This is a genomic window from Microcoleus sp. B3-A4 (assembly GCF_036705385.1).
Classification (GTDB): Bacteria; Cyanobacteriota; Cyanobacteriia; order Cyanobacteriales; family Microcoleaceae; genus Microcoleus.
This window is the reverse complement of record NZ_JAUBUI010000067.1, coordinates 1-20,637: the sequence shown is the minus strand read 5'-3', so window position 1 is coordinate 20,637 and position 20,637 is coordinate 1. Positions and strand designations below refer to the sequence as shown.

Here is a 20,637-nt window from a genome sequence, read left to right as displayed (position 1 = left end):
ATTTGCAACTTCTATGAAACAACCTCACCAGACTTTTGAATTAATAAGGCAAGCACACTTTCACTCATTTGATGTGTTTGACACGGCTTTGACTCGTATCTGGGCTAAGCCAACCGATTTGTTTTGGGAGTTAGGCAATCACTTAAAGCACGATGGTCTAATTACAATTCCTCCAGAGGTTTGGAGTCAGCTGAGAATTGAAGCTGAGGGCAGGGCAAGACAAGGATCTACAACGAATGAAGTAACACTACAGGAAATTTATGATCAACTAGCTGAATCCTTGAAGTGGAGCGAAATAGATAGCAAGAAAGCAATGCACAATGAAATTAAACTAGAACGTGCTAGCCTCCGTCCAGTTCCAGCCATTCAGCTCAAAATTCAAGCGTTACATCAGGAAAACCAATCGATCGCCTATCTCTCAGATATGTACTTATCCTCGGAGGCGATTCGAGGCTTTCTCAAAGATCATCAAATTTGGGCAGAGGGTGATGTACTCCACGTCTCCAATGAAGTCGGACTTCATAAGGTATCCGGACAACTATTCCAACATCATCTCACCCAGCAGAAACTCGAGGCTTCTCAGCTCCACCACACCGGGGACAATTTATATTCTGATATCAAAGTACCCAAAAAACTAGGCGTTCAAGTTCAGCCTTTCCTAGAAACACACCTAAATCGCTACGAAAGACTCATTGCAGACACCGAACAATTGCCACTTCGATTTCGTTCGCTTTTAGCAGGTGCCAGCCGCTTGTGTCGGTTGCACTGCCAAGAGACAGACTTGCATCGACAGGTAATCTGGAATACAGCGGCTAATGTCATTGCCCCTGTATTTTTTGGATTCGTGCATTGGACCCTAGAGGAGGCGAAGCGTCAGGGAATCCGGAGGCTGTATTTCATGGCAAGAGATGGACAAATTCTCTGGAAAATCGCCCAAATCATCTGCCGTAAGTGGGGCTATGACATCGACTGTCAATACTTTTATGGGTCCCGGCAAGCCTTTCACTTTCCCTCAATTCAACAAATTGGTGAAACCGAACAGGAATGGCTCTTTGACAAACCTCCGTTCTTCTCAGTGCGGTTAGCGTGCGCTCGCGTCAATATTCAACCTGAACAGATTGCTGATGCACTCATACGCCACGGTTTGTCTGCCGAGATGTGGGACAAAAATCTGACCGAACAGGACTTCACGGCGCTCAAAGCAGCCTTTCAGGATCAAGAGATTATTGATCGGATTGTTGACTTGGCTGCTATCTACCGAGAGAAAGCGATCGGCTACTTCCAACAATCAGGCATTGGTGATGGGACATCGTTTGCGATCGTCGATTCTGGCTGGACTGGGCGATCGCAACGCTCATTGAGTCAAATCTTGGCAATTGCCAATCTATATCCGGACGGTGGAGTACCTGGGTTTTACTTTGGATTGGAAAGACGTATCACACCATTCTCAACCGACCGTTTAATACCTTATTTTTTAGAGCCTGATGCTATGACCGAACGGGGTTCGCTTAGCAGTTCTCCGATTTTAGAGCTGTTCCTCGCTGCGGATCATGGTAGCACTGTCAGATACGAGACACACGATCGGCAGTACACTCCGATACTGAGATCAGAGAAAAATGAAAGAGGCCTCCAATGGGGAGTCTTAGTTCAGCAGCAAGCAATCCTAGATTTTACTGAGCGATTGACAGATCATTTGCAGCCTGAAGAGTGTGAAGTAAGGTATTTTCATCGAGTGACCGAAGACGTGCTCAGAACCTTTATCCACTCGCCGAACAAAGAGGAAGCCCAGGTATTTGGTAGCCAGCCATTTTCAGATCAACAGTTAGAAAGTAAGTTTCATGACCTGGCGCCAGCCTACTCTCTAGTAGACGGCTTTAGAATGATGTTTGACAAACACTATGTCAGTGATTTTGTCTGGCTACCAGCATCGATTCAACGCAGCGCACTACTCACGAAAATTGTCCTCCGATACATCAAAGGATTGCGAGACAGCTTAAATTACGCTCGCTGGGCCCGACAAGCATACCTGGGAGGCAAAGAGCAGCTATCTTGGGATTTTGCTAAAAAAGCAGTACAGTCTAGTCCTGCTATTTTGCTATCCCGCAGCTTCATTCGCACCAATGTTTCCCTCGCTGCACGCTCAAAGCTCTTTAGGAAGTGATGAATCACTCTCAGCAGATGGCATCTAGTAATTTTGAAATTGTACTGCTCGAAAAGCACTTTTGAAAAACATGAAAGTCTACTTTACCACTACAGCCAAAGGGCAGCATCCTCATGCTGCGCCGCTTCTTATTGAGCTAGGTAAAAAAGCCATTTACAGTGAATTCAATCAAAGATATTCTTTAGCAAAAATCTCAAATGATGCCGATTTAATTATTTATGTTGAGCCTTGGTATATTAAACACAAACAATATGTTTATAGTCTGCTATCAGAAGATTTGATTATAAAATCACCCAACCGATGTTTCGCGATTGATTGTGCAGATACGTCAGGGGGTTTGATGCCAAGAGTGTACATTCGTTTGAGTTCGTCTCAGAGTAATAGAAAGCGATTTAGGTCGGATGGTTACTTAACACAATACAATTCGATTTGGATGAGATTTTTAGCAGGAAAAAAGATATTGAACCTAAGCTATTATTCTCATTTCGTGGATATGCCTCCTCTCCTACCCGCTTAAATATTTTTTAATCAAACTTTTCCAGAGATGACATTGCAATAAACCGCACTTATGAATGGTGTCATCACTCAGATGAACAAAAAGTATTTTATACAGAAGAGTTAATCAATAGTAAGTTCGTTCTTTGCCCTAGAGGAAATTGTCCCGCATCGATTCGCTTATTTAAAACCATGAAGATGGGTAGAGTACCCGTCATCCTATCAGACGATTGGGCCGCACCAGATGGACCAACATGGCTAGATTTCTCCATTAGAGTTTCCGAAAGTAAAATTCATGAGTTACCAGGAATTATTGAGGGGTATGAAGCTCAAGCTTTAACAATGGGAAATTTAGCCAGAGAAGCATGAGAAAAGTGGTTTAGTCTTGATGTAATCTACATAGGTATGCTTAATTGTATAGAAAGTATTTATCTAGAGCGAGACAGCAACCATGATGAGAAAAAGTATCAGGAAGAATGGCTATCCTTGAAATTTCAGTGAGAAAGAGGTTGGACTCCTTGCAAAGAGCTACAAGAGTTTTGAGAAGGCAGATTTCAAAAATTTCAATAAACCAAGAAAAACAATAGTATGATACAATCTATTTATGACAATATTTTACTCGCCGTATTCACCCACTATATTACTGTCCCGGCGTTTCATTCGCACCCCTGTCTCTCTCTCAACACCATTGACGTTCAATTCCAAGTGCTACAAATGCTTACAGTTTTTCACAGTAGAATTTGAGTTGTTTAGAAGGTGATAAATTACCCTAAGCAGGTGACATTTTACTAACGCCAAGTTGTTGTTTACGATTAAAAAAATGCCTAAATTCAGCCAGTGCTTTCTCTTTACTTTTTCAACTAAATTATGATATGCGTGAGAATACCCTAGCTGACTTGGATCTACGTGAACATTTTGTCCCAGCTAGCAAAATAGGTAGTAAAGCCTCCTATAACTATGCCTTAGAAGGGTTACGTGGACTCGCTGCCCTGTGGGTTGCTTATGCCCATGTTTTTGGCTTTAAATACGAACTTGACCCTGCTTATCATCCAACTTTCCCCTTTCAGGACTATTTTCACGCCGCCCATGGAGGCATTTTAATTTTCTTTGTTCTCTCTGGCTACGTAATTGGTCTAACGAACCAAGCACCCTTCTCACGAGCCAATGCCCTTCGTTACTTACTACGGCGTTTCATCCGCTTGTATCCAATCTATTTGCTCTCCATAATCCTTGCGGTGCTGGCATCACCGCATGATACCTGGAAAACGGTTCTTGGTAACTTATTTTTCTTGCAGGGGTCAATCGCTGCCCTTCTGTCAGGCAACGGCGTTCTATGGACGCTGCATTACGAAGTCATTTATTACCTTGCTTTTCTAGCAATTTGGTATTTCCGTCCTAAGACTATACCCCTTGTATGGAGTACGTTCATTGTGGCGTGTCTAGGTTGGTTTATTCCCTCGTTTCCACAACTTCTATCTGGCTATGCTGCAGGTTGGCTGTTTTGGTTATTTGGGCTTTGGCTAGCTTGGAACAGACAAGCAGTAGGAGATCCGTCAAAAGTGCCTTTGTTTACCTATCTACTCCTATTCATTGCTACGGATCGTTTGGCTACTGTGGAATTCCTCCTCGATAGCTTAGGCTTTGCTCGTTCAAATGCTTCAGAGATAAATCTTACTGATATGGCTTATTTTCCCATCTGCGCTCTTTTATTTACAGCAGTTGCCAATTGTCCGTTACCAGGCTGGCGAGTTCTAAAGGTATTGGCTATGGGCGTACCCCTAGCCCATAGCAGTTATTTACTAGCCATAGGTCAGTTGTTTGAAGATGTTACTTTGAGGATTGCTGCTGCACATACAGTTCTAGCAGTTGCCCTCATACGTTGGCGAATACAGTCTAAGACGATCGCTGTCTTTGCTTTCATTGGAAGCATTTCCTATGGGATCTATGTTCTGCATATGCCTATGATGCATCTGGTTTCCAACTACTTCCCCTGGAGTGGTTCTCCCGGGAGTTTCACCCTACGTCTACTTGCCTGGGGTACTCTAACCATCGGTCTTGCCAGTTTCTTAGAACTAACGATTCAGCCAATTCTGAAAGGTTGGTTTCAGCAATCGCTCTTGGATCGTCGCATTTAGTCAGCATCTAGGCGGGCTAAGCTGATATTTATGTTGTAGATAGTTGTTATTTTGGTTTAAGTTAATGGTGAATATTCCTTATCATGTTGCTAGAATCCAAGGAAGGCTGATGCGCTCCCTTTATAAATCAGTACTTCCACAAATTGCGAAAATTCCTCTGAAGCAAACTCAGCGTGTTCCAATAGCCGTTTACGCTCTCTCATGCGAGCGCGATCTACCCGAACAAGTAGCAAGTATTCGCTCCTTCATCCGCTATGCTGGCATTCCTGAACGTTTTACTATCATTTCTGATGGTAGCTACACGGAAAACAGTTGCAAGCTACTCGAGGCAATTCATCCCTGTGTTGAGGTAGTGCCACTAGAAAAGCTGAAGCGAACCGATTTACCTCAATCTGTTTATGATTATGCCGCCCAGCATGCAATGGGCAGAAAGTTATTGGCATTACTGTCAATTCCTGTTAATCAAACAACGATTTATACCGACTCAGATATTTTATTTTTTCCAGGGGCCAGCGACTTAGTTAATTTAGCGAATTCTGGTAATACGGTTTCTCGTTATCTGCCTGACTGTGCTTGCAAAATGGATGAGCGAGTCATTTATGATGAGGTTGAAAAGTTAAATTCAGTAAACGGCGGATTTATTGTCTTCAAAGAACCCTTAGATTGGAGTTTTGCCCTTGAACGTTTGTCAAAGCTAGAAAAACTTAATGATTATTTTACTGAACAAACTTTGGTGCATTTGACAATGCACTACAATCAGGCAAAGCCTCTCTGCTCAAAACGATATGTTCTAAGTGTTGAAGATCAATTTATTTATCCAGATAAGTACGCTGGTAAAGAAATTGCCCTGAGGCATTACGTTAATGATGTGAGACATAAGCTGTGGTTGAATGTAGCTATTTAAAATAGGTATCTAAAAAAAAATCCAAATATTGGAGGCAGCTAATGACTAACGAAAAACTAATTTATCTATATGCTTGTTCAGATATAAGTACAGGAGGTGGCTTAGAGACTTATGTATCCACTTTGGCAAGTTATGGGATGCCTGGGGTGAGTAAAGATGTTATTACATCACTAGAAGGTATCGATCAGACCCAGTTCAAATTGCTTCACGTTCAGGAAGAAAGGGCGTTAATTGATATTACAGGAGAATGTCCTTCTATCTTCACCGCTCACAATCACAACCCGTATTGCCCTAGTGGAACTAAGTATTTTTCAACCTCTGAACAATTTTGTACTCGTTCTATGTCCGTTCTGGGATGTACGTGGGGTCATCTGATAGATGGATGCGGAAGTAGGCGGCCTCAAAAAATTGTCCATAACATATTAAGCTCTTATCGGTTACTAGAAAAACTCAAAAAACTCAGGATTCCTGTTATTGCTAATAGTGATTATGTGCGCGAGCAGCTTATAAAAAATGGTTGGCCTGCTGAGCAAACTGTAACATTGCGGTGCGGTACGCCAATTCCTAAAAGTGTTACTGCACCACTAACACTTGAAATACACCAAAATCAAAGAATTTTATTCGCAGGACGAATTGTTCCTGATAAAGGGCTAGAATGGCTTCTTAAAGCTTTAGCTCAAACAGAGGTGTCAATTCATCTTGACATTGCTGGTGAAGGTTGGGATCGACCCCGGATGGAAAAATTGGTAAATCAATTGGAATTGACCAATCGTGTTACTTGGCACGGTTGGTGTAACAGTGAAAGGATGGACGTACTTTATCAGCAGTGTTTTGCCATAATTTTTCCTAGTGTTTGGCCCGAACCTGCTGGGCTCATTACTTTGGAATCTTATGCTCGTTACCGACCTGTCATTGCTAGCAGAGTTGGTGGGATCCCCGATTATTTGCTCAATGGAGAAACAGGCATCCTTGTTAAAGTTAATGATATTAAACAGCTAGTTGCTGCCATAACTGAGCTGAGTACAAATTATCAGAAAAGTCGCTTTTTAGGCCAACAGGGTCATGCCTGGTTTTTAAAAGAGTTCACAATGGATATTCATGTTAATAAACTTCAAAAGATATATGAAAAAACGATCGATTATTTTCATGGTCACAACTTGTTATTTAGCGAATAAAAAAGGTGAATTTAGGAAATTATACTGAAATTATGAAAATCTTACTCACGATTCATCATAATCTAAACCCCAATGCCGGCGCTCCTGGTCTCACATGGCGACTAAGCCAGGAAGATCAAAAGTTAGGTCACGAAGTAGAATATTACTCTTTTGATAACCTGCCACAGAAGTTGCCAGAAATGGTAGAGTGGATGCTGTTTCCTGAATTTCTGGCTAGTCACCTATTGGCACTCTCCCAAAAACAAGCCGTTGATGTTATAGATGCCTCAACTGGCGATGCCTGGGTGTGGGCAAAACTGCGCCGTACCGATAATAGTCCGGTTTTAGTGACACGGAGCCACGGTCTTAAGCATATTATGCACCTAGAAAACTTAGAAGAGACCCGCCTTGGCAACTTAAACTTGAGTTGGAAATATCCGCTCTATCATGAAGGTTTCTGACTCTTGGAGGTCGCTAATTTTTTGCGGGATGCAGATTTGAGCTTATTCAGCAATAACCGTGATTTAGAGTATGATGTTGAAAAATTAGGGGTTGATCCTGGACGGACTCATGTTTTCGCTAATGGAATCCCAGAGGCTTTTCTCAATCTAAATTTTGAGCCAACGCCAGAAGCAGAAGATTCAGTTATTCGTATCGCCTGGGTGGCAACTTATATCCCTCGCAAAGGGATTCATTATAGTGTTCCAGCATTAAATAAAATCCTTGCCCGCTATCCTCAAGTAGAGGTGAGTTTTATTATGGGGACGGGCTGCCCTGAGGCTCAGGTTTATGCAGATTTCGAGCCATCTGTACACTATCGCATCCGAGTTGTGCCACACTACCAACATGAAACTATACCCGAACTCTTGCGCGGACATCATATCAAGCTTTTTCCTACCCTCTGCGAAGGGTTTAGCGTAGCTCTTATCGATGCTATAGCTTGCGGTTTAGCCCCTGTAACTACCACAACCCCAGGGCCGATGGAAGTGGTGCGTGATGGAGATAATGGTATTTTAGTTCCGCCCCGCGACAGTCAGGCGATCGAGCAAGCTGTGGAGTGCTTAATTACAGACCGCCCCTACCTAGAAAAATTGCGCCGTAATGCCTATGCTACGGCACAAAAATATAGTTGGCACCGAATAGCCCGTGATAATCTGGCTTTTTATGAAGCAGCTTTGTCTCATAAAAGAGGTACTAAATGAAGCTTTGTATTGTTACTCATAAAGTCGCCATTGGTGATGGTCAAGGTCGGGTAAACTATGAAGTGGCCTGGGAAGCGATTCGTCGCGGTCATCATGTTACCTTGTTAGCAAGTAGCGTAGATTTGGCACTTCAACAACACAATCAAGTCGATTGGATTGCTATCCCAGTTAAAGGGTATCCATTGCAACTTGTCCGCGAAATAGCTTTCTCGGCCCAAAGTGCTTGGTGGTTAAATAAACACCAAAAAGAATTTGACCTGATCAAACTCAATGGTGCAATTACTTCGGCTAGGGGAGATGTTAATGCAGTGCATTTTGTCCATAGTTCCTGGTTGCGATCGCCCTTCAATCTCTCAACACAAAATCTAAGCTGGCGTGGCACTTATCAGCGGTTTTACACTGCCTTAAATGCTGATTGGGAGAAAAAAGCTTTCGATCGGGCGAAAGTCCTAGTAGCTGTTTCTGAGAAAGTCGCCCAAGAATTAATCGCGATTGGTGTCCCGCGAGATCTCATTCGGGTGATCTTAAATGGCATTGATTTACAAGAGTTTGCTCCAGGTATTGTCAATCGGCAAAAATGGGGTTTACCAGAGGAAGTGCCCCTGGCGCTATTTGTTGGGGATATCCGTACACCTCGGAAAAACTTGGATACAGTCCTGCATTCCTTAGTGCAAGTTCCCCAGTTGCACCTCGGAGTTGTGGGTGGAACCGCAGGTAGTCCCTATCCTGAGTTAGCGCGATCGCTAAACTTAGAAAATCGAGTACATTTTCTGGGATTCCGGCAAGATGTTCCCGACTTGATGAAAGCAGCAGATTTTTTAGTTTTTCCGTCCCGTTATGAGCCTTTTGGTTTAGTGGTACTGGAAGCGATGGCGACAGGAATACCCGTGATTACGGCTGCTACGACGGGGGCGGCCCAGTTGGTGACACCAGACTGTGGCTTCGTTTTGCCAGACTCAGACGATACACAGGCATTAGCTGAAGCGTTGAATCAATTAGTTAAATGCGATCGGCAACAAAGACAGCAAATGGGTCAAGTAGCCAGAACTATCGCAGAGCAGCATAGTTGGGCTAATATGGCACGTAATTATGTGAATTTATTTGAGGAACTCCAGCCGTGCTGACGATCTCAGTTGTGATTCCCAGTTACCGTCGCCCGAAAGACTTAGCACGCTGCTTAGACGCACTCAAAAAGCAAAAACGTCCTGCCGATGAAATCTTAGTAGTAGTTCGGGATACGGATACTGAGACTTGGACATTTGTCCAAACATTGAACCCAGAATTCTTACCACTGCGAACTGCCACAGTGAGCGTATCTGGTGTGGTAGCCGCCATGAATGCAGGGATGGATGCCGCTTGTGGGGATATCATCGCCTTTACGGATGATGATGCCGTCCCTCACACCGATTGGCTGGAACGCATTGAGGCTCACTTTCTGTCCGATACCAATATCGGTGGTGTAGGGGGGCGGGATTGGGTGTATCACGGCACCCAGTTAGAAGAGGGGGAACGCGAGGTAGTGGGACAAGTGCAGTGGTTTGGACGAGTCATCGGTGAACATCATTTAGGGGTTGGAGAAGCCCGTGAGGTAGATGTGCTTAAGGGTGTAAACATGAGTTTTCGGCGGAGTGCGATCGGCCAAATGCACTTCGATACCCGGATGCGAGGTACGGGAGCCCAGGTACACTTTGAACTAGCATTTAGTCTAGCCTTGAAACGGGCAGGCTGGAAACTAATCTACGATCCAAAAGTAGCAGTCGATCACTTTCCAGCACAACGTTTTGACGAAGATCAACGCAATAGATTCAATGACATTGCCTTGATTAATGCCGCACACAATGAAACTTTAGTTTTGTTAGAAAACCTACCATCGACACAACGTATTGCATTTGTGATCTGGGCAACATTCGTGGGAACACGAAATGCGCCTGGTTTTTTACAAGGGTTCCGATTCCTGCCTAAAGAAGGAACCTTAGCAGGACAGAAATTACTGGCATCTCTACGTGGACGTTGGCAGGCTTGGGAGACATGGCAACAGTCCAAATAAAGATGTAAAGTTTTAGGTGCTAGGAAAGAAAATTTTTCCAACCTAAAACCTAGTTAAAGATTCCTAAAACCTCAGACTTAAAACTTAATACCTAGTTAAAGATACCCCAAACCTAAAAAGTAGTTAGTAATGAGTCAAATACAGGAAATTCCGAATAACTCTCGCAAACAAAGCTTCTCTCTGACACTACAACCGCAGGCAGCTTGGAGGGCAATCCTCGGACTCTTACTGATTACTGCCCTATGCCTTGCAGCAGGTCTTGGCAGGATTCTAAACATCATCTTTCCAGCGGCTTCTCTTGCCGTCGGTCTGTTCCTATATTTGCGCTATCCCATCCTCTATATAGGTTTCACTTGGTGGGTGTTTTTCCTCACGCCGTTTATTCGCCGTGTCGCCGATAGTCGCAGTGGCTTTACCGATCCCAGTCCCATGTTATTAGCCCCCCCACTGGTGGCAATGATCACTATTATCACCTTTTACCGTAACCTTCCTAAAGCACATGAACAAGGTAGCTTACCCTTTGTGTTCTCTGCTCTTGGTGTATTCTATGGTTTTCTGGTTGGTCTGATTAATGGCTCACCTGTGCCGGCGATCATCTCTCTGATTACTTGGGTAAGCCCCATTCTGTTTGCTTTCCACTTATTTGTAAACTGGCGAGATTATCCCAGCTATCGTGAAAACATTCAGCGCACTTTTCTCTGGTGTGTGTTAGTGACAGCATCCTATGGGGTCTATCAATACTTAGTTGCACCTGAATGGGATTGTTTCTGGCTTATACAGACAAAACTCTATACCAGCATGGGAAAGCCCGAACCCCTTGGACTTCGAGTGTGGAGTACCATGAATGCGCCCTTACAGTTTGCAAGCGTGATGCTAGCGGGGAATATCTTGCTATTTATTGGTCAAGGAACCTTGCGTATTCCTGGTTTAGCTGTTGGCATCTTGTCTCTCCTGCTAACATCGGTACGCACAGTTTGGGGAGGCTTTATAATAGCCTTAATTACCCTAATCGGTTCTCTAAAAGGTGGTTTACAGATTCGTTTAATGGCTTTTATCCTAATGCTCGTCCTATGTACTATACCATTATCCACAGTCGAGCCGTTTTCCCAAGTCATTCAGTCTCGTGTAGCGAGTTTGTCTAACGTTAAAGATGATCAGAGTGCAAAGGACAGAGCAGAACTCTACGGCAGAACACTCTATCTTGCGCTTAGTGAGGTTATTGGTAAGGGAAATGGAACTCTTAAGCCGATTGACAGTGGAATTATCGAACTACTCCTCACCTTGGGCTGGATGGGAGCCACTCCCTATATAGGTGGGCTACTCCTAATTTTTTATAGCCTGTTTCAAGGCTCTAAGCCTAAGTCCGATCCGTTTGCCAGTGCAGCTCGTGCTATTGTTGTTGGGTTCCTGCCGATGCTAGCTGGCTCAAATGTGATCATTAGTCTCCCGGGCATGGTTTTCTGGGGATTTTTGGGTCTAGGCCTGGCAGCTAATAAGCACTACCAGCATCAACGGATTGCAGGCTTCAAATCAGGTTGATGCTTTGAGTTTCAGGGCTAACAACAGTTAGCTAAAAACTAGAAAAATCTAGATAATACTCATTCATTTCACTGTGATTACATAAAATAAAGCCCAAAAATTGTCGTTTCTTCTTGAATGTAGTAAAAATCATGAGGAATGTTTGTAACACTTTTGCCAACAGCATCAGTCGTTAGTCAAAAAAAACTCCGTGTCAAGGGTAACAGTTTGTGAGGGAAATAACAGAAAATGAAAACACAAAAAACAGTAGGATTTCTCTTAAAGCGTGTCGATTGTAATGACGGTGTTGCCTCTCATTGTGAGACTCTGATTCGTGGTTTCAAAGCGGTTGGGTGGAGGGTAGTCCTGATTACGGGATCAGTGAATTACGATGCAGGTTCTGAAGATAGTTTTCAAGCACTCAAAGACTTATCAGAAGACTGGATCGTATTTGAGGATATGAAACCTTTTCTTCCAACCTGGGCTAATATTCGTCGGATTAAGGAGATAGTAAATAAATACGAAATTTCCCTATTTCACGCACATGGATACTCGATGTTGCTGCTGGCGCGTCTCCTCAAAATTTTCACTAAGTTAGAGTGTGTTGCTACCTTTCATTTATTAATCGAAGATGATAATTCAACATTCATAAAATCTGTATTGCGACCTAAAATCAGAAAATACCAGATATATTTGAGAGCGTTTGCACCACAAGCCTTTATTGCCTATTCTTCAGAGATTGAAAGATTTTTGATCCAAGATTTGGGGTTTCATAAAAACAAAGTTCGCAAGATATTAGCTGGCACTGATACAAACTATTTTCGTCTTCCTAGCTCTGAAGAGCGACAAAAAGCACGGGAGAAGTTCGGATTTGAGGAAAAAGAGCTGGTATGTACTCTCGTAGGAAGACTCAATTGGATTAAGGGACATGATGTTTTGATCGACGCAGTTAGGCAAATGAGAAAGGAATTTCCCGAAATGGTTTTGAAGTGTTTATTTGCGGGTTCTGGGGATCGGGAGCAGGAGATTAAGGAATATGCCTTTGTCAGTGAAGATGATTCGCATTCTTTTATTTTTGCGGGCTATCTAAATGATATGCGAGAAGTGTATTGGACATCGGATATTTTTGTTCTACCCAGCCGCTTAGAAGGGTGTGCTTTAGTGGTGGCGGAAGCGATGTGCTGTGGGACAGTTCCGATCCGGACACCAGCAGGAGGAGCTCTGGATCAGATTGAGGAAGGAAAAACAGGTTATATCGTTCCCTTCGATGATGCAGAGGCTTTATCAAAGGCTATCCAAAAGCTTGCGAACAAGGATTTTCGCTTGCAGATGGGTCAACAATGTGCGGAGTATGCTTCCTCACTGTTCGATCGGGAACTGATGGTTAAGAGAACGGTGGAATTGTATTGCGAGTGCTCTGGTATGGAAAAAAAATAAAGTTTGGAAGCTTGAGTTGGGTGAAATTTGGGTAATATCTAGACTTATACTTTGTAATATAATTGGCTCATTTCCAAAGACTTACTTTCATCATTTTTGTCCGAGTCGATACATAATCACCTTGGCTTTTGCATCTTCCTCTACAAATACCAGATACTCACCATTTGTTCTCCGATAAGCTCGTAATGCGTAGGGGATATCAATCCAGCCAGTCTCCTTACCAACCTCTGAACCGGGGCTTAATTTGGCTACAAATGCTCCCGTCCCGGCATCATACACATATACATCAGCCTTTCTAGAATCAACAGCAAATACTCTATCTCCTGCCACATCCATTGCCTTAATAATCAGCATGGGGTTGGCTTTTGGATCGTAGGGAAGAGTTATGCGCCAGCGTAGTTTTTTATCCTTTGTCCAGTTGTCGTAGCGCACAATCTCTGTGCCAACTATCCCCCATTCCTCACCGGTGTGTGGGCGATCGACTGTATAGCCTCCTAGATACATGACATCTGTATCAGGAAAATATTTGACTCTTAAGAGCTTGTTAAACGGTGCTGGCCTGGGTATAACTTCGGAAGCGGCGCTCGTATAAATTGGACTACCATGAGTATCCAATCCTTGATAGCGATAATGTTTGATGTAGCCAGCTTCACTAGCTTGCCAAACATCCCCTTTGCTATCAACTTCCCAACCCCAAATCGAATCATCTTCTGCACCTAGACTTTCATATTCATCGCTTTGAATAGAACCCTCCCCGTTCTTGTCGTGCCATAGCCAGCTTCCTATTGCTGGCTGATTAGCGGGCCACTTAGAATGCTTGCGAGAGAAGATTGCGCTGGGAACCGCGCTCTCTCCATCAAAACGGTAAATGGCGAGGCTATCGGCAAACATTCCGGTGAGATAAAGAAAACGCTTTCCCTCAATGCGACGCACGAAGACCGAGGTAGTCCCATGTACTGTTTCTTGTAGCCGCAGATCGTCTGGATAGCGAAATTTATCTAGGGTATATCCCTTATAACTCCATTCCTGACCATTGCTTTTGCTATAGTCCATGACAAAGTGTTCCTGCTTGGTAAACACGTCCACTCCATTAGTCCCAGGATCGGCATCGGCATTATCTACAAATTGCAAGCCCAGCAATCTCCACTCCATTGATCCGCTTGCATTAAATTTCCTCAAGTCCGTTCCTGACCGATTAAAACCATCAAGACTAACATAAAGATTTCCGCTTGCGTCCGTGCCCACCCCCGTCAAACCTCCGAGTTTGAGGTCTCCAATTTCTCCGGGTGTTCCTGAGTAGATTCCCCTCTGAGTTCCGAAAGTCCCAACCAAGGTGGGTATACTTGTGATGTTGTAGATCAGCACTTGTTGACGGGGGCCATTTTCCGCAACCAACAGTCTGCCTTGATTATCCATAGCTAGGGCTGTAGGGTCTACAACATCCGTAATTTTCTTGGACAATAAAGTTCCTGTCTTGGAATAGTGCAGTATCTTGGGAGGATTAGTAGCGTCTTTCGCTTGTAGAATCCATAGGTTACTTTGAGTATCTACAGCTATTAGTTTGGGGCGATCGACTGACCAACTGCGTAATTCTGCCATTGTTTCGGCATCGTAGACGCGAATGCGGTTGGCAGCACTATCACTGACATAAAGCTCGCTGCCAGCGTTAGCTAATCCAGTTACTTGACCGGAGGTGCTAACAATTAACATACTTTTATCATAACCACGCCCACCTGCAAAGGGAGCAGGCTCCCCAGATAAGTTGTAGCGTCTCACACAATACCAGTTTGTTTGAGAAGGGGGATAATCCTGAATTAGCATCCTGTCTATTGCCCCCTGTGTCATGGCGATATAAAGGTACTTACCATTGGCCGTGACTGCTTCTCCTCCAGTTCTTCCCCATCCATGAAGATTACTAGCTTTGCCGATCGCATCTCCATCTTTATAAATTCCTGCCTCTCTACCCGCTTCATCCCACACGCTATTGGTATAAACCGTTCCGTCGTTCCCCACGTACATGGCAGCGATTTGAATTTGTACCCACTTACTGCCACCGCCAAAGGTGTTACCGATCCAAGATGTTTTGTAGGAGATATTGGGTAAAGGGTTTGAAGTTACAGACAGTGCAGCTACAGACAGTGCAGTTACAGTAGAGATTATGACTCCTGCGATCGCAGGAGCTCGGAAACTCATCCTGCAATGTTGGCGATCGTTCTCAATCGGCTTAAAATTATTGAGGAAATGATTGATTGTTTGGATGAATAATCGCCGATTTTGCCATAATTTGTTTACTAGCAATAGGAATCGATTCTTCATAATCTCACTCAGAAATATACAGCTATAATCAGGATGTCTCAGTTATAGTAAATTTAATGTAGTATATTTGCAAACAACCAAGTGGACAACTACACAAGTAACCCTGCTGCTACAGCAGCAAATATTCTTTGCGTCGGCATCGGATGGTTTCCGAAAACACCGGGAGGCTTGGATCGATATGTATATGAGCTTACGCATCAATTAGCAGCCAGTCAAGATCGAGTTGAATTGTGTGGAGTAGGTTTACCAGAAACTCAGTCAAACTCTGGCGTAAAACTCACTAATTTAGCTGAACCAGAAAATCGACTCTGGGAACGGCTTTGGTTGATTCGCTCCAATTTTTGGCAGCGAAAATATGCAAAACCTGATGCAATTAATCTACATTTTGCACTATATAGTTTGCCTATTTTGCAAGTTTTACCTAGGGGGGTTCCTGTTACCTTTTCCTTTCACGGGCCTTGGGCATTAGAATCTAAGCAGGAGGGTTCTGGTAAGCTGAGTGTTTTTTTGAAGCATTGGATGGAACAAAGGGTCTATCGTCGTTGCGATCGATTTATTGTTCTGAGCAAAGCATTTGGTGAGATTTTATATCTAGAATATCAAGTTCCTTGGAGCAAAATTCACGTAATTCCCGGCGGTGTCGATCTTTCGCGATTTCAAATCAACCGATCGCGCCCTGAAGCCCGCACGCAGATCAACTGGCCTGAAAATCGCCGGATTCTCTTTACAGCCCGTCGCTTAGTTCATCGAGTTGGACTCGATAAGCTGTTAATTGCTATAGCAATGATTAAACCTCAAATTCCTGATATCTGGTTGGCGATCGCTGGCAAAGGGCCACTACAAGCGGTTCTTGAGCAGCAAGCAGCAGATTTGGGACTCAATGACAACGTTAAATTTCTCGGCTTTTTGCCAGATGACCAACTACCTATAGCTTACCAAGCCGCCGACCTAAGTGTGATGCCGAGCCAATCTTTAGAAGGGTTTGGATTATCCGTGCTAGAATCCCTCGCCTGTGGCACTCCAGCACTATGTACTCCTGTGGGTGGAATGCCAGAAATTTTAGAGCCGTTTTCACCAAATTTGATTGCTGCTTCTTGTGAGGCAACAGCTATTGCTGAGCGATTGGAAGAACTGCTAACTGGAAAAGTACCCATGCCTTCTAGAGAAGGGTGTCAGGAATACGCTGCTATAAATTTCGATTGGCCAACAATCGCGCAAAAAGTTAGAAAAGTGTTGTTAGCCTGAGTATCAAAACAATTAGAATAGGACTTATCCCTATGCTTGTCCTTATCAGGAAAATTAACGATTTTTCGAGGATACAGCATAGACAAAAACGAGGTTTCACCTCTCTTTGACAAGCCTAGAGATTACGCACAAACTCTAGTTTAGGATTTACGCAACTGGCACAGGAGCATCGACTTATAGGGTGTGCCAGATTTTCATTATGAACGGATTATGTAGAGCTTGATGAGAGTAGATATCGTGACTAATTGTGAAAGTTGGGCCCAGGACTGTACTTGTAGAGTTCTTTGCACACCGCACCTTACCACTACAGATAGTTTCACAATTGAAAAATTGCGTAAGTCCTGTAGAATAAATGAAAAAGTTTTTAGGTAAAAAACGGATGAAAATACTCTTTCTCGACCAGAGCGGTAAGCCTGGTGGCGCAGAGCTTTGCCTAATAGATATTGCCAAACCCTATCGAGATAGCTGTCTAGTTGGCTTATTTGTAGATGGTTCTTTTAGGCAATTACTAGAGCAACAGCAAATTCCCGTTGAGGTGTTAGCGACTGAAGCCATCAAAGTTCGTAAAGAAAGCAGCTTGACACAGAGTTTAAGTAGTGTAACCGCGCTACTACCTTTGATTGCTAAAGTTGTTCAAAAAGCTCGTCAATACGATTTGATCTACGCCAACACGCAAAAAGCTCTAGTTGTTGGTGCATTAGCTAGCTTTTTGAGTCGTCGCCCTCTCATGTATCATTTGCATGACATTTTATCTACAGACCATTTCAGCCCAACTAACTTAAAAGTAGCTGTAACTTTGGCTAATCGCTTTGCATCATTGGTTATTGCTAACTCCAAAGCAAGTCAGACTGCTTTCCTAGAAGCAGGAGGACGCTCGGACATAATCGATGTTGTATACAATGGCTTTGAGCCTGAAGTCTATCAGAGCGATCACTCTAAAAGTAGCCAACTCAAGACACAGCTAGAACTTGATGGGCAATTTATCGTAGGTCATTTCAGCCGATTGTCACCTTGGAAAGGTCAACATATTTTAATTGAAGCACTTACCTACTGTCCCAAAAATGTAACAGCTATTTTAGTGGGTGATGCGCTCTTTGGTGAGCAGGATTATGTCCAGCAATTACACAAACAAGTGGCAGAATTAGGACTTGAAGCTCGAGTTAAGTTTTTAGGCTTTCGTTCAGATATTCCGCAGTTAATGGCAATTTGTGATTTAGTTGCACATACCTCAACCGCACCCGAACCTTTTGGCAGAGTTATTGTGGAGGCTATGCTGTGTGGTAGACCTATAGTTGCTGCTCAATCTGGAGGTGCTATTGAATTAATAGAACCGGGCATCAATGGCTTTTTGGTTCCTCCCGGCAAGCCAGACCAGCTCGCAGAAGTTATTAATACCTGTCATAACCAACCTGAGTATACGATCGCGATCGCCCAATCGGCCTACGAGATGGCTAGACGACGTTTTCAGCAGACCAACATCGATCGCCAGATTGCAGATTTGCTAGCCAGAACTTTTACCTGACTTGTCCCAATATCTTATGAGTTATATCCAATTTCTACACATTTCAAGTAACCTCCTCTTCGCTAGGTTTTTACGAATTTATAAGTGCGACATTTTGCCCAGTTTCACTCTATCGCATCGCAGGATAGGTGTAGGAGACCACAATCATAATCACTCCAGACCGCAATCAGAGTTTTTTTGAGACAAAATTAAATGCAACTGAAGCCAAATTTCAGACCAGATTAAATGCAAATGAGACCAAATTAAATGCAACCAGACCGCATCATGCAAACGAGACCAGATTAAATGCAACCAACCAAAATTCAGCCGAGCTAAAAAGTTGAGGCTCCTTAATAATTGCTTGATCCACCCTTTACAAATCAAACATCATATCGGCTCGATCTAAATTCTCCTCAGAAACTGCTGCAAAAACGACCGTTTTTGCAACACCCGCTCCAACCAGAAACTGGCTTCACCCCACCAAAAACTGTTGCAAAACTTATCTCAAAATCTGTGTCTCAAAAACGTAGACTGATAGTTAGTTATGTAACATTCCCTTACACTTCGCCCTCAAAACAGAGGCACGAGTATATGCTCGTTGGCTACGCACGGATTTCAACCCTCGACTAAAACCTTGACTTACAGCGAGACGCTCTGCTCTGGGCCGACTGTACTGATGGCTGGATTGTTTTCTAGATAAAGGTTTTAGCTTGACTGAGTTTCAGTGTTTGAGGTCAGGGAGCTAGTTGCATTTAATGCGGTCTCGGTTGGATGATTGCGGTCTGGTTGCATTTAATCTGGTCTGTATTTCATTTAATCTGGTCTGAAGTTTGGCTTCAGTTGCATTTAATTTTGTCTCAAAAAAACTCTGATTGCGGTCTGGAGTGATTATGATTGCGGTCTCCTACAACTACTCAACTAGAATGAAACAGCCCTGGCGTTTAAGCAGTTTGATATTATTGATAGCCATTGCTTACAGTTGTGCTGTGATTCAAGGTCAAAAAATCAAGACGATGGGAGTGCCGAAATATGTGGGCAGGTTAGTTGAATACGGGCGCTCAATACGTCGTTCTAGTAGTTTTTGGATAGGATTATATGGTCAATACTGGGTAATTGGTATGGAATGCAAGTCGAGAGATTATTACGCTCATTAATGAGAATCAGGCGAAACAAACTACCATTTTTTCAGAGGGGTATGAGGGCTATGTCCTTGATTCTATCTGTGTTCTGACTCTTGTTGTCCCCCCGTCAGGCGCTCTTCCCTTCTTTCCAGTTGACATCAATCGAGTTTATCAACATCGCAACAGTTCAGCCACATGATGTAAAGAGAGATTTTCAGTTTTTTCGAGAGTTAGATTAACTCGATTCGCATCATTGCGATGGTTATTTTCACTCTCTTAACTGAAATTATGATCTTTTTGCATATTTTATCAGCCAGAAGTCTTGGCTTGTTGCCAAGATAGCGGGAAGCTGACAATCTTGCTGAGGGAAAATAACGAGCGCGCAGATTCTTCTGCAATCGCAGAAAGTGAGTTTCTTTCTGCCGATGATAAAGGGGGTAGCTAACCCGGATTATGAATCTCTTCCCCAATGCTATTCCTCGACATCTCCAAACACAGGATTTTCACATCAACCCGGTTTATGAGCGTAAGTTCCGCTCGCGTGACAAAACTAAATACTTTACTTTTGATGAAAATGTAAATCCTCCGTATCCCAATTACCCCACTGCAAACTCAGTAAATTGACGCACGTAAGGGGCTTTAAAAGCTAAAACAATATCTTCCTTGGGAACTCCGGCGGCTACTAACTCATTCGCTATTCCTGCTTCCGTTCTATCCCTCTGAATCCAAAATTTACCATCTTTTATATCGACGTGAATCACACAGCCGTAAACCCGTTTTTGCTCGTCCCAGCCCAAATGAACCACATGATAATGCTCCCGTTCGGTATCAAAAAGTAATTGAACTTCTGTTTCAGTATCCAAGTCATTCCTTGAGTGTTGAGACAGAATTGTTTGGATTAATTCTCTGTAGTTTACTCTTTCCATAAAAGTATCTCCTCTTGAATAGCATCAAAAATGAGTAATTTGAGCTGATGCTCAGCGATTAATTCTTGAATAAAACGATTGCTGAAAAAATCATTATACACATCTTGGTTTATTGCTAAATACAAAATTCTGTTTGGTTGTTTTTTTCTCAGGGCAGAACGATAGCTGAGAAATTGACCCAAAGCTATATAAAAGCTGGCTAAATCAGATGCACCGATAAAAGATTTAATCTCTACAGCTATTTTGAAGCCATCTTTCTCTGCTGCTAAAAATTTCTCCCCTGCTAAGTCGATAAAAAAATCAAGTTCCTCTACCTTGATAAAAAGAGGATCGTGAGTGATGATCCATCCCTCTTTTTCTAAAGCTGAACGAACAGCATTGTGAAAGATATCTTTAGCGCAATGGCACTGAAAAAGTGAACTCAAAAAAATCTGTAAGGCAATATATATATAGATCATTGCCTTACAAACACAAA

18 protein-coding genes are annotated in these 20,637 nt (G+C 43.2%); 15 read left to right on the top strand and 3 right to left on the bottom strand.

Annotated features, from left to right (window positions below):
* Nucleotides 1-13: 13 nt before the first annotated feature.
* The 12 genes from QUB33_RS22035 (at nucleotide 14) to QUB33_RS21980 (ending at nucleotide 13,053) form a co-directional block, all read left to right on the top strand.
* Complete coding sequence (locus QUB33_RS22035) at nucleotides 14-2,161, top strand: HAD hydrolase-like protein (RefSeq protein ID WP_333354236.1); 2,148 nt, start codon at nucleotides 14-16, stop codon at nucleotides 2,159-2,161.
* A 70-nt stretch (nucleotides 2,162-2,231) separates the two neighbouring features.
* Nucleotides 2,232-2,678 carry a hypothetical protein gene (locus tag QUB33_RS22030; RefSeq protein ID WP_333354232.1) on the top strand — a complete coding sequence of 149 codons (447 nt, stop codon included), beginning with the start codon at nucleotides 2,232-2,234 and terminating at the stop codon, nucleotides 2,676-2,678.
* Nucleotides 2,679-2,710: 32 nt separating this feature from the next.
* Complete coding sequence (locus QUB33_RS22025; protein WP_333354263.1) at nucleotides 2,711-3,025, top strand: exostosin domain-containing protein; 315 nt, start codon at nucleotides 2,711-2,713, stop codon at nucleotides 3,023-3,025.
* 503 nt (nucleotides 3,026-3,528) lie between these two features.
* The gene (locus QUB33_RS22020; RefSeq protein ID WP_333354229.1) at nucleotides 3,529-4,791 is read left to right on the top strand and encodes an acyltransferase; all 1,263 of its coding nucleotides are present in this window, start codon (nucleotides 3,529-3,531) and stop codon (nucleotides 4,789-4,791) included.
* Between the two features lie 64 nt (nucleotides 4,792-4,855).
* Entirely contained in the window at nucleotides 4,856-5,695 is an 840-nt protein-coding gene (locus QUB33_RS22015; protein WP_333354226.1) for a hypothetical protein, read from the top strand.
* A 41-nt stretch (nucleotides 5,696-5,736) separates the two neighbouring features.
* Complete coding sequence (locus tag QUB33_RS22010) at nucleotides 5,737-6,870, top strand: glycosyltransferase family 4 protein (RefSeq protein ID WP_333354223.1); 1,134 nt, start codon at nucleotides 5,737-5,739, stop codon at nucleotides 6,868-6,870.
* Between the two features lie 5 nt (nucleotides 6,871-6,875).
* Nucleotides 6,876-7,310, top strand: a complete 435-nt coding sequence (locus tag QUB33_RS22005) for a hypothetical protein (protein ID WP_333354219.1) — start codon at nucleotides 6,876-6,878, stop codon at nucleotides 7,308-7,310.
* Between the two features lie 3 nt (nucleotides 7,311-7,313).
* Nucleotides 7,314-8,051 (top strand): glycosyltransferase family 4 protein, encoded by a 738-nt coding sequence (locus QUB33_RS22000; RefSeq protein ID WP_333354216.1) that lies wholly within the window; start codon nucleotides 7,314-7,316, stop codon nucleotides 8,049-8,051.
* A complete protein-coding gene (locus QUB33_RS21995; protein ID WP_333354212.1) occupies nucleotides 8,048-9,175 on the top strand; it encodes a glycosyltransferase family 4 protein in 1,128 nt (375 codons plus the stop codon). The genes QUB33_RS22000 and QUB33_RS21995 overlap by 4 nt, the downstream gene beginning before the upstream one ends.
* A complete protein-coding gene (locus QUB33_RS21990) occupies nucleotides 9,169-10,098 on the top strand; it encodes a glycosyltransferase (RefSeq protein ID WP_333354209.1) in 930 nt (309 codons plus the stop codon). The genes QUB33_RS21995 and QUB33_RS21990 overlap by 7 nt, the downstream gene beginning before the upstream one ends.
* Nucleotides 10,099-10,227: 129 nt before the next feature.
* Nucleotides 10,228-11,637, top strand: coding sequence for an O-antigen ligase domain-containing protein (locus QUB33_RS21985; protein ID WP_333354206.1), 1,410 nt, complete (start codon nucleotides 10,228-10,230; stop codon nucleotides 11,635-11,637).
* Between the two features lie 228 nt (nucleotides 11,638-11,865).
* On the top strand, nucleotides 11,866-13,053 hold the full coding sequence (locus QUB33_RS21980) for a glycosyltransferase family 4 protein (RefSeq protein ID WP_333354203.1): 1,188 nt from the start codon (nucleotides 11,866-11,868) through the stop codon (nucleotides 13,051-13,053).
* Nucleotides 13,054-13,143: 90 nt separating this feature from the next.
* Here the strand turns inward: QUB33_RS21980 and QUB33_RS21975 are convergent, their stop codons facing one another.
* Entirely contained in the window at nucleotides 13,144-15,369 is a 2,226-nt protein-coding gene (locus QUB33_RS21975; protein ID WP_333354199.1) for a hypothetical protein, read from the bottom strand.
* Between the two features lie 81 nt (nucleotides 15,370-15,450).
* On the opposite strand from QUB33_RS21975, the gene QUB33_RS21970 reads away from it, so the two are divergent.
* The 3 genes from QUB33_RS21970 (at nucleotide 15,451) to QUB33_RS21960 (ending at nucleotide 19,269) form a co-directional block, all read left to right on the top strand.
* On the top strand, nucleotides 15,451-16,614 hold the full coding sequence (locus QUB33_RS21970; protein WP_333354196.1) for a glycosyltransferase family 4 protein: 1,164 nt from the start codon (nucleotides 15,451-15,453) through the stop codon (nucleotides 16,612-16,614).
* A 352-nt stretch (nucleotides 16,615-16,966) separates the two neighbouring features.
* A complete protein-coding gene (locus QUB33_RS21965; protein WP_333354193.1) occupies nucleotides 16,967-18,136 on the top strand; it encodes a glycosyltransferase in 1,170 nt (389 codons plus the stop codon).
* Nucleotides 18,137-19,038: 902 nt separating this feature from the next.
* Nucleotides 19,039-19,269, top strand: a complete 231-nt coding sequence (locus QUB33_RS21960; protein WP_333312337.1) for a hypothetical protein — start codon at nucleotides 19,039-19,041, stop codon at nucleotides 19,267-19,269.
* A gap of 563 nt (nucleotides 19,270-19,832) precedes the next feature.
* Here QUB33_RS21960 and QUB33_RS21955 read toward each other — a convergent pair.
* Both QUB33_RS21955 and QUB33_RS21950 read right to left on the bottom strand, forming a co-directional pair.
* Nucleotides 19,833-20,162 carry a XisI protein gene (locus QUB33_RS21955; protein ID WP_106332496.1) on the bottom strand — a complete coding sequence of 110 codons (330 nt, stop codon included), beginning with the start codon at nucleotides 20,160-20,162 and terminating at the stop codon, nucleotides 19,833-19,835.
* The coding region (locus QUB33_RS21950; protein WP_333354190.1) for a XisH family protein at nucleotides 20,150-20,637 on the bottom strand (488 nt) is incomplete at its 5' end. The genes QUB33_RS21955 and QUB33_RS21950, both read right to left, overlap by 13 nt.